At 55.6% G+C, this 15,675-nt stretch carries 13 protein-coding genes; 7 read left to right on the top strand and 6 right to left on the bottom strand.

The genetic code is table 11. The annotated features are described in order from the left end of the window. Positions 1-161 precede the first annotated feature (161 nt). Positions 162-2,192: an alpha-amylase gene (locus UR504_RS16770; protein ID WP_302238275.1), complete on the bottom strand. Its 2,031-nt coding sequence runs from the start codon at positions 2,190-2,192 to the stop codon at positions 162-164. Positions 2,193-2,505: 313 nt separating this feature from the next. On the opposite strand from UR504_RS16770, the gene UR504_RS16775 reads away from it, so the two are divergent. Next, on the top strand, positions 2,506-3,330 hold the full coding sequence (locus UR504_RS16775; protein WP_111964332.1) for a protein bax: 825 nt from the start codon (positions 2,506-2,508) through the stop codon (positions 3,328-3,330). 39 nt (positions 3,331-3,369) lie between these two features. On the opposite strand, the gene xylR is transcribed toward UR504_RS16775, so the two are convergent. The 4 genes from xylR to xylF form a co-directional block, all read right to left on the bottom strand. Further along, entirely contained in the window at positions 3,370-4,548 is a 1,179-nt protein-coding gene (gene xylR, locus UR504_RS16780; protein ID WP_021242460.1) for a D-xylose utilization transcriptional activator XylR, read from the bottom strand. A gap of 33 nt (positions 4,549-4,581) precedes the next feature. After that, positions 4,582-5,763 carry a xylose ABC transporter permease XylH gene (gene xylH / locus UR504_RS16785; protein ID WP_133293538.1) on the bottom strand — a complete coding sequence of 394 codons (1,182 nt, stop codon included), beginning with the start codon at positions 5,761-5,763 and terminating at the stop codon, positions 4,582-4,584. Next, positions 5,741-7,282 (bottom strand): xylose ABC transporter ATP-binding protein, encoded by a 1,542-nt coding sequence (locus UR504_RS16790; protein ID WP_115876672.1) that lies wholly within the window; start codon positions 7,280-7,282, stop codon positions 5,741-5,743. The genes xylH and UR504_RS16790 overlap by 23 nt, the downstream gene beginning before the upstream one ends. A gap of 72 nt (positions 7,283-7,354) precedes the next feature. Next, positions 7,355-8,347, bottom strand: coding sequence for a D-xylose ABC transporter substrate-binding protein (xylF, locus tag UR504_RS16795; RefSeq protein ID WP_111964335.1), 993 nt, complete (start codon positions 8,345-8,347; stop codon positions 7,355-7,357). A 371-nt stretch (positions 8,348-8,718) separates the two neighbouring features. Between xylF and xylA the strand changes: the two genes are divergently transcribed. The 4 genes from xylA (at position 8,719) to UR504_RS16815 (ending at position 13,120) form a co-directional block, all read left to right on the top strand. Then, the gene (gene xylA / locus UR504_RS16800; protein WP_302238338.1) at positions 8,719-10,041 is read left to right on the top strand and encodes a xylose isomerase; all 1,323 of its coding nucleotides are present in this window, start codon (positions 8,719-8,721) and stop codon (positions 10,039-10,041) included. Positions 10,042-10,102: 61 nt separating this feature from the next. Next, positions 10,103-11,557 (top strand): xylulokinase, encoded by a 1,455-nt coding sequence (gene xylB, locus UR504_RS16805; RefSeq protein ID WP_320739941.1) that lies wholly within the window; start codon positions 10,103-10,105, stop codon positions 11,555-11,557. A 103-nt stretch (positions 11,558-11,660) separates the two neighbouring features. Continuing rightward, on the top strand, positions 11,661-12,200 hold the full coding sequence (locus UR504_RS16810) for an isochorismatase family protein (RefSeq protein ID WP_302238286.1): 540 nt from the start codon (positions 11,661-11,663) through the stop codon (positions 12,198-12,200). Continuing rightward, positions 12,200-13,120, top strand: coding sequence for a GlxA family transcriptional regulator (locus UR504_RS16815; protein WP_302238288.1), 921 nt, complete (start codon positions 12,200-12,202; stop codon positions 13,118-13,120). Before UR504_RS16810 ends, UR504_RS16815 begins: the two co-directional genes overlap by 1 nt. Here UR504_RS16815 and UR504_RS16820 read toward each other — a convergent pair. Next, entirely contained in the window at positions 13,113-14,108 is a 996-nt protein-coding gene (locus UR504_RS16820) for an acyltransferase (RefSeq protein ID WP_302238290.1), read from the bottom strand. The genes UR504_RS16815 and UR504_RS16820 overlap by 8 nt on opposite strands. Before the next feature lie 182 nt (positions 14,109-14,290). Here UR504_RS16820 and UR504_RS16825 point away from each other — a divergent pair, with 182 nt between their 5' ends. Then, complete coding sequence (locus UR504_RS16825) at positions 14,291-14,596, top strand: YsaB family lipoprotein (protein ID WP_024909071.1); 306 nt, start codon at positions 14,291-14,293, stop codon at positions 14,594-14,596. A 160-nt stretch (positions 14,597-14,756) separates the two neighbouring features. After that, positions 14,757-15,668 carry a glycine--tRNA ligase subunit alpha gene (glyQ, locus tag UR504_RS16830; RefSeq protein ID WP_003860141.1) on the top strand — a complete coding sequence of 304 codons (912 nt, stop codon included), beginning with the start codon at positions 14,757-14,759 and terminating at the stop codon, positions 15,666-15,668. Positions 15,669-15,675 lie beyond the last annotated feature (7 nt).

Consider the following 15,675-nt stretch of genomic DNA (forward strand, 5'->3'; position numbering starts at 1 on the left):
TTTTGAAAGTGGGTAACCATAACGCTAGCACCGTGTTGGTGCAAATCGGGTGGTGTGGTCGGATTTGTTGTTTTATAGGGCGGGAATGGGTTTGTGTAGTGAATAATTCTGGAGCTCCTCCCCTCTCCCCATGGGGAGAGGGTTAGGGTGAGGGGTATGATCTACTGATTCCCCGCCCAGACGACCATCACCTTATCGCCATCATGTTCACGTACGAAGCCATACCCCTCTTTCAGCGACAGCGTGGTTTGTTTGCCTTCACCAATCGCCGGGTGGCGGGCGCGGAACTGACCCAGCGTTTGCCAGTGGGCGACGGTTAAGGCCTGCTTGCCCGTAACGTCCTGCCAGTTCATATCCGAACGGGTGCCCTGCAGCGGGTCGGAGCCTGCTGGCCCGAATGGACGCTCAGACTCATCCCCGTAATAGATTTGCACGCTGCCCGGCGCCAGCAGGAGCAGCTCCGCCGCGCGCTGGCCCCCTTCGCGGAACAGACGCGTATCGTGTGATGAGAGATAGCTCAGCACGTTGAAGTTTTGCAGCTTTTCCGCCATCTGCTGCCAGGTGAGATCCATATCGGCCAGGCAATCCACCGCCTTTGCCGCCTGCTCCTGATAGTCAAAGTTAATCATCGCGTCAAAACCGTGACGGTAATAATCGCTCTGCATCACCCCGTGGCCCCAGGATTCCCCGGTCATCCAGAACGGTGCGTTGTCGATCTTTTTGTCCGGGTGAGCGCCTTTCCAGGCGGCCAGCGCCTGGCTTGCCTGGTCTTTCAGCTGTTTCCAGGCCGCAAGCTCAACGTGTTTCGCCGTATCCACCCGAAAACCGTCGATGCCGTAGTCACGTACCCACTGGCTGAGCCAGTGGGTCAGGTAGTCGCGCGGGGTATAGCCCGGAATCGCTTTCGCGTGGGTATCGGGCTTGTATTGATAGAAATTGGGCAACCCGGAAGGGACGGTGGATTCCGTTTTCAGATCGGGTAAAAACGCCAGCGACATTGTTAAATCATCAAAACCGGGGTTGTCGTAATCACCGATGTCGGTGCGGATCCACTTTTTACCCCACCATTTTTCCCATGCGGCTTTATCGCCGAAGTTAATGTAGTCGTTAAAGCTGTGCCAGCTTTGTCCCGCGCCCGGCTTCCAGTCCGTCCAGCGTTCTCCCAGCGTCTTTTTCAGTTCATCACCCTGCAGGTACAGGGCTCCAAACTGATACTCCTGCATGTCTGCAAGCGTGGCATAGCCAGCGTGGTTCATAACGATATCGAACAGAATGCGGATCCCGCGCTTGTGCGCTTCGTCGACAAGATGGCGTAAATCATCTTCGGTGCCCATGTTGGCGTCGAGTTTTGTCCAGTCCTGGGTGTAGTAGCCGTGATAGGCGTAGTGAGGAAAATCTCCTTTGGTGCCACCGCCGACCCAGCCGTGGATCTGCTCAAGCGGGGAGCTTATCCAGAGCGCGTTCACTCCCAGCTGCTGTAAATAATCGAGCTTGCCGGCAAGTCCTTTGAGATCGCCACCGTGGAAAGTGCCAATTTCCTGCATGCCGTCTTTATGGCGACCGTAGCTGTTGTCGTTACCCGGGTCACCATTCGCATAGCGGTCGGTCAGCACAAAATAGACGGTGGCATTTTGCCAGCTAAACGGCGCAGACCTGTCGGTTTCGGCGCGCTCAAGCAGCAGCAGGCCGTTACTGTTGACGGCTGGCTGCAGAGTGATGTTTCCATTCTGCACCGTCGTCGTCTGTTTACTGTAGTAGTCGCGCACGACGGAGCCTTCCGGGAAGGTATGGCTGACGTCCAGCGTCAGCGGCTTACCGTCCCACTTCGGACACTGACGGATGACGTTTGCAACCGGCTGTTCTGCGGCGCTCTGAATCGTCAGCAGCAGGGTGGGCGTGCCGGAGCGGGTATCAATCCGCATCTGGTATTCACCGCCGCGGAAAAGGCGCCACTGCGGCGGCGTGCCGTCACAGGGCTTGAGCGACAGCATCTCATTGAGTTTTATCGCACCTGTAGGCTGCCAGCACGTCTTGTCAAAACTCAGCGTAAGAGGACGCGTACCCTTCGCAAGCTTTGCCTGGCTGGTGAAGACCCCGGTGCCTTCGGCGCTAAATGCGCTAAACCCTGGCGATGACCAGTCGGCATGCGCCAGTGCGGGTAACATCAGAAAGGCTAATGCGGTACGTTTCATTCCTTTTTCCTGTCGCGGCATTTTTGACCAGTGTGCCATCAGGCGAGGGGCAAAAACTCATCCCCAGTCGGTTTCCGCCAGGAGGATGCGTGAGGATGAGTGATCTCGCGCAAAATTAGGCAGTTATCTGCGATAGCGCACACAGTTTTTGTGGAATGATGTTTTTATGAGCAAGTTTCAGGTGACATAGTTTCGGAATTGGACTATTTCTATACGTGCTCTTGAAGTCTATTTTTGATATGATTTGAGATTCCGCTCTCAAATTTGTAAAAAAATAAGGTGTTAGGATGATTACATCCGACCAGGAGACCTAATGATATCGACTCCCATTCGACGATATGGGGCTGCGATACTCATGTTACTCACCACGGCATTTTCGGGTGAGGTGCTTGCGAAGACGCACACGGATACAACGAGTAAGAAAGCCCACGTAATAAAGACGACAAGTAGTAAGGTTAGCAGTAAACAAGAGTATTCTCGCAATAGTGCAAAGAGTAGTTCACTTCCTGATTTGCGAAAATACCCTTCCGGAACACCAAGGAAAAAAGCGTTTCTCCGGACGGTAATGCCTTACATCACGAGTCAAAATGCCGCGATTACTGCGGATCGTAACTGGCTGATTTCCAAACAGTACGATAGCCGCTGGTCGCCATCCGAGCGCGCGCGTCTGAAGGATATCACGAAGCGCTACAAGCTGAGCTGGAACGGTAACACGCGTCGTGTTCCGTGGAATGCTCTCCTTGAGCGTGTGGATATTATCCCAGGCAGTATGGTTGCGACCATGGCTGCAGCCGAAAGCGGCTGGGGGACTTCTAAGCTTGCGCGTAGCAACAACAACCTTTTCGGCATGAAATGCGTTAAAGGCCGTTGTACTAATGCGCCGGGCAAAGTGAAAGGCTATTCGCAGTTTGAATCCGTGAAAGATTCCGTTAGCGCCTATGTGGTGAATCTGAACACGCACCCGGCCTACTCATCGTTCCGGAAATCACGCGCTCAGCTGCGTAAAGCGGACCAGGAAGTGACGGCCAGTACGATGATCCACAAGCTGAAAGGGTATTCGACGAAGGGACAGAGCTATAACAACTATCTGTTTGCTATGTACCAGGATAACCAGCGCTTAATCGCCGCCCATATGTAATATCAAAAAAACGCCTTCCACTGGAAGGCGTTTTCTTTTCTAGATCAGCACCTCGCTGTGGCGATCCCGATACTCTTTCGGCGTGGTGTCATACTCTTTGCGAAACACCGAATAAAAATATTGCAGCGACGGGTAACCGCACATCTGCGAGATTTCGTTGATCGACAGCGATGTGGAGATGAGCAGGCTGCGTGCTTTCTCCAGCTTTTCAGCATGGATGACGGCATGAATAGTTTCGCCCACCTCTTCTTTAAAACGCTTCTCCAGATTCGAACGCGAAATACCCACCGAATCCAGCACCTGATCGACCTTAATCCCTTTGCAGGCGTGGTTGCGAATATAGTGCATGGCCTGAATGACGGCCGGGTCGCTTAAGGAGCGATAATCGGTCGAGCGACGTTCCACGACGCGAACCGGTGGCACCAGCAGGCGCTGAAGCGGCAGAGATTCTTTATCCAGCAGACGGTGCAGCAGCTTCGCCGCCTGATAGCCCATCTGACGAGTGCCCTGGGCAACGGAGGAAAGCGCCACGCGGGACAGATAGCGGGTCAGTTCTTCATTATCAATGCCAATCACGCACAGCTTTTCGGGCACCGGAATATGTAAGTGTTCGCAGACCTGCAGCACGTGGCGCGCACGCGCGTCCGTCACGGCAATGATACCGGTTTGCGGCGGCAGCGTTTGCAGCCAGTCAGCGAGGCGGTTTTGCGCGTGCTGCCAGTTTTCCGGCGCGGTTTCCAGCCCCTGATAGACCACGCCGCGATACTTCTCCTGCGCGACCAGCTGGCAAAACGCGTGTTCACGCTCAACGGCCCAGCGCTTGCCGCTGGTGGCGGGTAGGCCGTAAAACGCAAAGCGGTGGACGCCTTTCTCTTTTAAATGGAGAAACGCGGCCTCGACCAGGGCATGGTTATCGGTGGCAATATAGTGAACCGGAGGATAGTGTTCGGGCGAATGGTAGGAGCCGCCGACGCCCACAATCGGAACGTCGACGTCGGTCAGCAGCTGTTCGATGACGGGGTCGTCATAGTCGGCGATGACGCCATCGCCCAGCCAGTCTTTGATGTTCTCCAGACGGGTGCGGAAATCTTCTTCAATAAAAATATCCCATTCGGATTGCGACGCCTGCAAATATTCACCCACGCCTTCCACCACCTGACGGTCGTAGGCTTTGTTGGCATTGAATAACAACGTAATGCGGTGACGCTTTTCAAACATGGCTCACTTCCTAATTAAGTCACAATACCGTTATCAGGCCCGTCGCTTGGTGGCCGAATCCATCCAGACTGCCAGTAAAAGAATTGCCCCCTTGACGATATACTGCCAAAACGTCGGGACGTCCATCATACTCATCCCGTTATCCAGCGACGCCATAATAAATGCCCCCATGACCGCGCCTGCCACGCTACCGATACCCCCTGCGAGGCTGGTACCGCCAATGACGCAGGCGGCGATAGCATCCAGCTCGGCGATGTTACCGGCGGAGGGAGAGCCGGCGCCCAGTCTTGAGCTGAGGATCAGCCCGGCGATAGCGACCATCAGGCCGTTAATGGCGAAGACCGCGAGTTTGGTGCGTTCGACGTTAATACCCGAAAGCCGAGCAGCCTCAAGGTTGCCGCCAATGGCATAAATACGGCGGCCAAACGCGGTGCGCGTCGCCATAAACATACCGCCCAACAGTAAAAGTGCCAGCAGCAGGACGGGTGTCGGGACACCGCGGTAGTCGTTTAAAAGCCAGATGGCGCCCAGCACAATGACCGCCGTGAGCGCCTGACGCCCCACCACCGACGTTGACGCCGGAGAAGCGAGCCCCAACGCCTGACGGCGCATGCGTCCACGCCACTGCCATGCGACAAACGCCAGCAATCCCACCACGCCGATGGAAAAGCCCACGCTATCTGAGAGGTAACTCTGGCCAATCTGCGACATGGCTGCACTGGTCGGGGAGACGGTGGTGCCGTTAGTGATGCCGATTAAGATCCCGCGGAAGGCCAGCATCCCCGCCAGGGTGACAATGAACGACGGCACTTTACGATAGGCTACCCACCAGCCGTTCCAGGCCCCCAGAACCAGACCCAGCACCAGCGTGACCGCTACGGTCAGCGGCAGAGGCCAGCCGAGCCATACGTCAAAAATCGCCGCCACGCCGCCGAGAAGTCCCATCATCGACCCGACCGACAGATCGATCTCCGCGGAGATAATCACGAACACCATGCCCACGGCCAGGATGCCGGTGATGGCGGTCTGGCGGAGCAGGTTGGAGACGTTTCGCGCGCTTAAGTACGAGCCATCGGTCATCCAGGTAAAGAACAGCATGATGACGATAATGGCCGCGATCATCACGAAGACCTGCAGGTTCAGCGCTTTTAGCCCTGCGAACGCACCGGGCGTCGGAACGGCGACTTTGATCTCAGACGGATTGCTTTTCGACATGACGTTCGCTCCTTAAAGCGGCTTCCATCACCTGCTCCTGCGTCAGGTTCTGGTTAATCAGGTTGGCTTTCAGTTTCCCCTCATGCATGACCAGCACGCGGTCGCTCAGGCCGAGCACTTCGGGTAACTCAGACGAAATGACAATGACGGCAATCCCTTGCTGTACAAGCTGATTAATCAGTTTGTAGATTTCATATTTGGCACCGATATCAATCCCGCGCGTCGGTTCATCAAGGATTAATATGCGTGGATTAAGCAGCAGGCAGCGCGCCAGAATGGCTTTTTGCTGGTTGCCGCCGCTCAGGCGACCAATCGCCAGTTCCGGAGAGGATGTTTTGACCTTCAGACGGGCGAGTGACTGGAGGATGCACTGTTGCTCTGCGGCATCGTCCAGGCTGCTCAGCGCGCCGGAGAAGCGATCGAGCGCCGCCAGCGTAATGTTTTTCCCCACCGCCATGACCGGCACGATGCCGTCTTTTTTGCGGTCTTCCGGCACCATGGCAATGCCGCGGGCGATCGCCTGCTGGCAGTTGTCGATTTTCACCGGCTGGCCGTCGATATAAATCGTGCCCTCCCAGCGCCCCGGCCACACGCCAAAAAGACACTGTACGGCCTCCGTGCGCCCGGCGCCGACTAACCCGGCAATACCGAGAATTTCGCCGCTGTGCAGAGAAAACGAGACGTTATTGACGCGCCTGATATGGCGGTTAACGGGGTGCCACGCGGTCAGGTTTTCCACGCGCAGCACTTCATCACCTTTGGTGTGAGGCTCATTCGGGTAGAGCGCCGTCAGCTCGCGCCCTACCATCATGGTGATGATGTCATCTTCGCTCATCCCGGCGGCTTCACGCGTGCCGATGTGCTGCCCGTCGCGGATCACGCAGATGGTATCCGAAATGGCTTTAACCTCGTTCAGCTTGTGTGAAATGTAGATGCAGGCGATGCCGTGGTTTTGCAGATCGCGGATGATATTGAGCAGAACCGCGGTTTCCTGTTCGGTGAGCGAGGCTGTAGGCTCATCAAGGATCAGCAGCCTGACCTGTTTATTGAGCGCTTTCGCTATTTCGACCAGCTGCTGTTGCCCAAGGCCCAGGTCGCCCACGCGGGTATCCGGTGAAATGCTGAGGCTCACCTGCGCCAGCAGCTTTTCACAGCGGAGCGTCATGGTGTCGTAATCCAGCACGCCGTGGCGGGAAATTTCGGCCCCGAGGAAAATGTTCTCCAGCACGGTGAGATGCTTCACCAGCGCCAGTTCCTGATGGATGATGGCGATGCCTTTACGTTCGGTATCACGAATGTGAGTCGCCTGGATAACTTCACCGGCAAAGACGATTTCGCCTTCGTAGCTGCCGTGCGGGTAGATCCCGCACAGCACTTTCATCAGCGTCGACTTGCCCGAGCCGTTCTCGCCACACAGCGAAACCACTTCGCCGGGGTTCAACCGGAGGCTGACGTTATCGACGGCTTTCACCGTGCCGAAGCGCTTGGTGATGCTTTTCATTTCAAGTAAATAAGGCATAACTGCTCCACATAACCCGAGGGAAGAACAGTACAACGTGATGCGCCCCCGCAAAGCAGGGGACGCGCCGGATTACAGTTCGCTCTTCTTGTGGAAGCCGTCTTTAATGACGGTGGCGTCAATGTTCTCTTTATTGACTTCAATAGGGGTGAGCAGGCGAGCCGGAACGTCTTTCAGCCCGTTATTTAGCGTTGCGTCTGCTTTAGGCTGCTTGCCATTGCCCAGTTCCACGGCGATTTCCGCCGCCGTATTGGCAAGCTCGGTAATCGGTTTGTAGACCGTCATGGTTTGGGTGCCTGCGATGATGCGTTTTACGCCAGCCAGATCGGCATCCTGTCCTGAAATGGCGACTTTACCGGCCAGCCCCTGTGCACTCAGGGCCTGGATAGCACCGCCTGCGGTGGCATCGTTGGAGGCCACAACCGCATCAATTTTGTTGTTGTTGGCCGTCAGCGCGTTTTCCATAATCTTCAGCGCGTTTTCTGGCAGCCAGCCGTCGGCCCACTGATCGCCGACCACTTTAATTTTCCCGTTGTCGATGTACGGCTTAAGGACTTTCATTTGCCCTTCGCGGAACAGCTTGGCGTTGTTATCCACCGGCGAGCCGCCCATCAGGAAATAATTGCCCTGAGGCACTTTGTCGATCAGGCTTTGCGCCTGTAATTCCCCGACTTTTTCATTGTCGAACGAAATATAATAATCAATGTCCGCATTATTAATCATGCGGTCATAGGCCAGGACTTTAATGCCTTCCTGTTTGGCTTCTTTCACCACGTTACTTAATACCTGGCCGTTATAGGGGATAATGACCAGCACATCGACGCCACGGTTAATCATATTCTCAATCTGCGACATTTGTGTTTCTTCGTTGCCGTTAGCCGACTGAACAAACACGCTGGCGCCGAGGGATTCTGCTTTTTTAACAAAAATATCGCGATCTTTTTGCCAGCGCTCCAGGCGCAGGTCGTCAATCGCCATGCCAATTTTGACCTCTTTGGCATGTCCTGCAAAGCTTGCAAGGAGGAGCGTAGTGCAGAGCGTTAGAGTCAGGTTCTTTATCTTCATAATTATTAGGCCTTTTTGTAGGGGTATATGTTGCTGAGATAAAAGAAACATTCACTGCTGGGACGCAGCAAATTTTTAACGCGGAAAGGCGGGCTGGCAATTACAGATTTTTATCTTCGCATTATGATATTTGGTTTATTTCTGAATTTATGACCGCGATCGGATTTTAAAATACGTAACGTCTTAATTACATTTGATTCTGGAATATGCGCCGAAAAATAGTTTGTCTGCGCATTATTTTGCGAGCCAGCGCACAGTTGTGCATTCTCTCAATAGCAGTGTGAAATAACGTAATTGAGCAACCCAAAATGTCTATTCACTATTACTCCTGTATCAACGACTCGCCGCATACCCTGATTATGGAGCTCAATATGCAAGCTTATTTCGACCAACTCGATCGTGTTCGTTACGAAGGCCCGAAAACGACCAATCCTTTAGCATTTCGTCACTACAACCCGGATGAGCTGGTGCTGGGTAAGCGCATGGAAGATCATCTGCGCTTTGCCGCCTGTTACTGGCATACCTTCTGCTGGAATGGCGCCGATATGTTCGGCGTGGGCTCCTTTGATCGCCCATGGCAGCAGCCGGGTGAGGCCATCGAACTGGCAAAGCGCAAAGCCGACGTTGCGTTTGAGTTCTTCCACAAACTGAACGTGCCGTACTACTGCTTCCATGACGTCGACGTGTCGCCGGAAGGCGCATCGCTGAAAGAGTATCTGAACAACTTTGCACAGATGGTGGATGTACTGGCAGCAAAACAGCAGCAAAGCGGCGTGAAGCTGCTCTGGGGCACGGCAAACTGCTTCACTAACCCACGCTACGGCGCGGGTGCGGCAACCAACCCGGATCCGGAAGTGTTTAGCTGGGCGGCCACGCAGGTGGTGACGGCAATGAACGCCACGCATCAGCTGGGTGGCGAGAACTATGTCCTGTGGGGTGGCCGTGAAGGATATGAAACGCTGCTGAACACCGACCTGCGTCAGGAGCGCGAGCAGATTGGCCGCTTTATGCAGATGGTTGTCGACCATAAGCACAAAATCGGCTTCCGCGGCACGCTGCTGATCGAGCCGAAGCCGCAGGAACCGACCAAGCACCAGTATGACTACGACGTGGCGACGGTGTATGGCTTCCTGAAGCAGTTCGGTCTGGAAAAAGAGATCAAAGTGAACATTGAGGCCAACCACGCCACGCTGGCGGGCCACTCTTTCCACCACGAGATCGCGTCTGCGATTGCGCTGGGCATCTTCGGCTCTGTCGATGCGAACCGTGGCGATGCGCAGCTGGGCTGGGACACCGATCAGTTCCCGAACAGCGTGGAAGAGAATGCGCTGGTGATGTACGAGATCGTCAAAGCGGGCGGTTTCACCACCGGTGGCCTGAACTTTGACGCCAAAGTGCGTCGCCAGAGCACCGACAAATACGATCTGTTCTACGGCCACATTGGCGCGATGGACACCATGGCGCTGGCGCTGAAAGTGGCGGCACGTATGATTGAAGACGGCGAGCTGGATAAACGCGTGGCGAAGCGCTACAGCGGCTGGAACAGTGAGCTGGGCCAGCAAATTTTGAAAGGGCAGTTATCGCTTGCGGACATCGCGAAGTACGCTGAACACCATCAGCTGGCGCCGCAGCACCAGAGCGGGCACCAGGAGCTGCTGGAAAATCTGGTTAATCACTACCTGTTCGATAAATAACAGCATCCAGGCCCGGTACGCGGAAGCGCCACCGGGCATTTCTGTCAAAGGAGTCACCGCAATGTATATCGGGATCGATCTGGGCACATCGGGTGTGAAAGCCATCCTGTTAAGCGAGCAGGGCGAGGTGTTAGCAACGCAGACTGAAAAGCTGCAGGTTTCACGTCCGCATCCGCTGTGGTCGGAACAGGACCCGGAGCAGTGGTGGCAGGCAACGGATCGTGCAATCAAAGCTTTAGGCGAGCAGCATAGCCTGCGCGACGTTAAAGCGCTGGGGATTGCCGGGCAAATGCACGGTGCAACCTTGCTGGATAGCGAGCATCGCGTGTTGCGACCCGCCATTCTCTGGAACGATGGCCGCTGTGCGGAAGAGTGCGCGCTTCTTGAGGCGCATGTACCCACGTCTCGTGAAATTACCGGCAACCTGATGATGCCTGGCTTTACTGCGCCCAAACTGCTGTGGGTGCAGCGACACGAGCCGGAGATTTTCCGTCAGGTGGCGAAAGTTCTGCTGCCGAAAGACTATCTGCGCTTTCGTATGACGGGCGATTTTGCTTCCGACATGTCCGATGCCGCAGGCACGATGTGGCTCGACGTGGCGAAACGCGACTGGAGCGAGGCGATGCTGGATGCTTGCCATCTAACCCGGGAACACATGCCCGCGCTGTTCGAAGGTAGCGAGGTAACAGGCATGTTGCTGCCGGACGTTGCGGAACGCTGGAATATGTCTGCCGTGCCGGTGGTTGCCGGGGGCGGTGACAATGCCGCGGGTGCCGTGGGCGTCGGCATGGTTGAGGCGGGTCAGGCGATGCTTTCGCTTGGAACCTCTGGCGTCTATTTTGCCGTCAGCGATGGGTATCGTAGTAATCCTGAAAGCGCTGTGCACAGTTTCTGTCATGCGCTTCCTGGGAAATGGCATTTGATGTCGGTGATGCTGAGCGCTGCATCCTGCCTGGACTGGGCGGCGAAGTTGACCGGGATGGCCGATGTTCCTGCGTTGATTGCCGCAGCACAGCAGGCGGATGAAAATGCCGGTACCGTCTGGTTTTTACCGTATCTTTCTGGCGAACGTACGCCGCACAACAACCCGGAAGCGAAAGGGGTGTTTTTTGGCTTAACCCATCAGCATGGTCCGGCAGAACTGGCGCGTGCAGTTCTGGAAGGGGTGGGCTATGCGCTGGCCGACGGGATGGACGTGGTGCACGACTGCGGCCTGAAACCGACGAGCGTCACCCTGATTGGCGGAGGTGCGCGAAGCCCTTACTGGCGAAAAATGCTTTCGGATATCAGCGGGTTGCAGCTGGATTTCCGCACGGGAGGGGATGTTGGCCCCGCGCTCGGCGCCGCGCGTCTGGCGCAGATTGCTGTGAACCCGGAAAAACCGCTTTCACAACTGCTGCCGCAGCTTACCCTTGAGCAGGCGCATTTCCCGAACGCGGTAAACCATGCGCGGTACGCGGAAAGGCGCGCGGTATTCCGTAAAATCTACCAGCAGCTGCTGCCGCTGATGTCGTAAATACGCTTGTCCGGGAGAGGCACGAGGATGTCCTTTTTTGGTCTGTGCGTGCCTTCCTTTCCTTGCCAGTATGGTGTCACACCCACCGGCGAGGAGATTCATCATGTCACGTATTGCACTCATCAATATTGATACTCAGCAGTCCTTCCATCACCGCAATTACTGGCAGGAAAGCGAGATCCCTGCCTTTCAGCAGGCGATGCTGGGGCTGATTGATGGCTGCCAGGCACGTAATATCCCGGTCGTTGATATTTTTCACGTGGATGAAGACGGTCCTTTCACCCTGGAAAGCGGCTATGTCAAACCGATGGCCTTTTTACGTCATCAGCCGGATGTGGTTTTTCAGAAACACGTCCATAATGCCTTCACGGATACCGGGCTTGACCGCTGGCTGCGCGAGCGTGATATCAACCAGCTGATTATCTGCGGCATTCGCACTGAACAATGCTGTGAAACCACCGCCCGGGTGGCATCCGATCTGGGTTATGCTGTGACCTTTGTAAGCGAGGCGACGCTGACGTTTCCCATGACGTACAAAGGGATAACCCTTAGCGCAGCGGAAATTCGCCACCGTACCGAAACGGTACTGTCCGGGCGTTTTGCCGAAATTAAAACGGTAGCGGAGACGCTGGAGTCACTGTAATGAGCATCGACGTCTGGTTCGTCATGTTGCCCGGGGTGCTGTCATTAGATATGACGGGCCCGGCAGAGACCTTTGTGCTGGCTGGCGACGCGTTTCGTCTGCATTACATTGGCCCGCAACCTGACGTTCCGACATCGATAGGCCTGACGATGAGCGGCATTCAGCCGCTGCCGGAACGTCTTCCAGAGGGGAGCCTGCTGGTATTGCCCGGCGTGAGTGACTCCCGCGCTCAGTTTTCGACGCCGCAGGCGTTACGGATACAGCACTGGCTGATGCGCCTGCAGCCGGCCATTCAGCGCCGGGATATCACGGTGATGTGCGTCTGTTCTGGCGCGCTGCTGGCGGCGAAATCGGGCCTGCTGAACAACCGGCAGTGTACAACCCACCATGACGTTATCAGCCGTTTACGCACCGCAGCCCCCTCGGCGACGATTAAAGAAAACCGCATCTTTGTGCAGGACGAGAACATCTGGACCAGCGCGGGGATCACGTCGGGCATCGATCTGGCGCTGCATATGATTAACCGCCTGTGCGGTCCCGAAAAGGCGCTGAGTGTGGCGCGCGAGATGGTGGTCTGGTTCCGCCGTTCCGGTGACGATCCCCAGCTATCCCCGTGGCTGCGCTACCGCAATCATCTTCATCCGGCGATCCATCGGGCGCAGGATGCGCTCACGGCCGAGCCGCAAAAAGCGTGGAGCTTGCCTGACATCGCCGCGCTGGCGCACGTCAGCCCGCGCCATCTCACCCGGCTTTTCCAGACTCATTTAGGCATTAGCGTTCGCGATTATCTGGAGCAGCTGCGTCTGGCGGTGGCGGAGCAGTGGCTATTGCACGGGCGCGGCGTGGAGCAGGCTTCCCTGGCGGCAGGGTTTTCCTCCCCGCGCCAGTACCATCGCGCCCGGCAGCGCAGCGTTAGCTGACGAAGCGGCGAACGTCTATTTTTTGCAGCAGCATCGACAGCAGCAGGCTGATCGCCAGGGTCGCGGCAAAAATCCAGATGATATCCAGCACCGGCCAGGTTTTAAGCTCGACGCCTCGTGTCCGAAGCGCGTGGATCACCAGCGCGTGAAAACCGTAAATCCCGAGAGAGTGTCGTGAAATGACGCTCAGTACGGGAAGGGGACGCGCATTTAGAGTGTTTTTAACGAGCGTGAGCAGCGATACGGCACAGATAAAGACCATCGGCCCGCAGTAGAGATACCAGGTATCGGCAAAATTACCGCGCCATTGAAGCTCATGCAGCGTCCCGCGTGAAATCACCGCCACGCCGGCGATAAACAGTGCCCCGCAGAGCCAGTTCAGACCGCGTTTTTGCGTCTCCATCATCCCGATGGCGCGCCCCAGCATGCCGTAAAGCACGTAGTAAAAGGTATCGCCGTTGATATAGAGGTTCACCGGCAGCCACTCAACGCCGTCGATTTTCTGCGAGACCGTATTCGGGTTGGCGACAATGCCAATGACCACCATCAGGGCCAGAAGCATTTTCCCGCTGACGTTTTTCACCTGAATGAGCGGGGAGACCAGATAGATAACGATAATGACGAAGAAGAACCACAGGTGGTAGAACACCGGTTTTTGCAGCACGTATTTCAGCGATAGTCCGGCGTTTATTGAGGTAAATAGGGTGATATAGAGCAGGGCAACGGCGCTGTAAAACCCCAGGCAGGCTGCGATGCGGATGAAGTGCCTTGGCTGCGCGCTGCGCTCGCCAAAAAAGAGAAAGCCGGAAATCATAAAGAACAGCGGCACGCTGACGCGTGACGCAGAGTTGAGAATATTGGCGATATCCCAGTTAACGGGGCTGATGCTGTGGGCATTCGTGACGTACCAGGTCGTCGTGTGGATCATGACCACCATCAGACACGCTATTCCTCGCAGGTTATCAATCCAGTTAATTTTTGACGGCATCAGTTCCTCGTATTCCCTGTAAATTGAGTGTGACTCCCATTGTCCAAAAGTCTTCGTTTGGAAAATTCTGAGTTTTATGCGCAGGCTTGCCGGGAGACCGCGAGATTCGCAGAATGGCAGTCCTTAATCTATAAAAGTGTTGATACTAAAAATAACAGCCGCTGACCGGGACGGTAATAAAAATGATGATGAAGCGTGTGGCGTCACTCTTTCTGCTGTTGATCCTGGCGGGATGCAGTGCGCCGCAAGAAGCACCCGTGCAAAAAGCGCAGCAGGGTAAAATGAGCCCGGAACGTTCGCTGAATATGGAAGCGCTCTGTAAAGATCGGGCCGCTCGGCGCTATAACTCGGACGTTCAAAAAATTGATGTCACCGGGTTCGAGCGTTTTCAGGGAAGCTACGAGCTACGGGGCCATACGTCGCGCAAAGAGGGCTTTGTCTGCTCGTTTGATGCGGACGGTCAGTTTTTACACCTCTCCATGCGCTAGCCTGCTCGTATAATCAGCAGCCAGACGCCGTCAGCGTTCTGGCCGGAAGGCTTATTTCCCAATTTTCCCTAAACAACCCCGTTTCGTACTGTATATCTTGCAGCCAGCGGGTATACTGGTCGCTTCCATTTAAAACCACACGTATCCAGCACGAAATACTATGCAAAAGTTTGATACCAAGACCTTCCAGGGCCTGATCCTGACCTTACAGGATTACTGGGCTCGTCAGGGCTGTACCATTGTTCAACCTTTGGACATGGAAGTCGGCGCCGGCACTTCACACCCGATGACCAGTCTGCGTGCGTTGGGGCCAGAGCCAATGGCGACCGCGTATGTGCAGCCTTCCCGTCGTCCGACCGATGGTCGTTACGGTGAGAACCCGAACCGTCTGCAGCATTACTATCAGTTCCAGGTGGTGATTAAACCATCACCCGACAACATTCAGGAACTGTACCTCGGGTCGCTAAAAGAGCTGGGTATGGATCCAACCATCCACGACATCCGTTTCGTGGAAGATAACTGGGAGAACCCAACGCTGGGTGCCTGGGGTCTGGGTTGGGAAGTGTGGCTTAACGGTATGGAAGTGACCCAGTTCACTTACTTCCAGCAGGTGGGTGGTCTGGAATGTAAGCCGATCACCGGTGAAATCACCTACGGTCTGGAACGTCTGGCGATGTACATTCAGGGCGTAGACAGCGTTTACGACCTGGTCTGGAGCGACGGCCCGCTGGGTAAAACCACCTACGGCGACGTGTTCCATCAGAACGAAGTGGAGCAATCCACCTATAACTTCGAATACGCGGACGTGGACTTCCTGTTCACCTGCTTCGAGCAGTACGAGAAAGAAGCGCAGCAGCTGCTGGCGCTGGAGACTCCGCTGCCGCTGCCTGCTTACGAGCGTATTCTGAAGGCCGCCCACAGCTTCAACCTGCTGGATGCCCGCAAAGCCATCTCCGTGACTGAACGTCAGCGCTACATTCTGCGTATTCGTACCCTGACCAAAGCCGTTGCAGAAGCTTACTACGCGTCCCGTGAAGCCCTTGGCTTCCCGATGTGCAACCGAAACAAATAAGAGGCGG

It is taken from the genome of Enterobacter sp. 241F3 (assembly GCF_034106785.1).
GTDB lineage: Bacteria > Pseudomonadota > Gammaproteobacteria > Enterobacterales > Enterobacteriaceae > Enterobacter > Enterobacter vonholyi.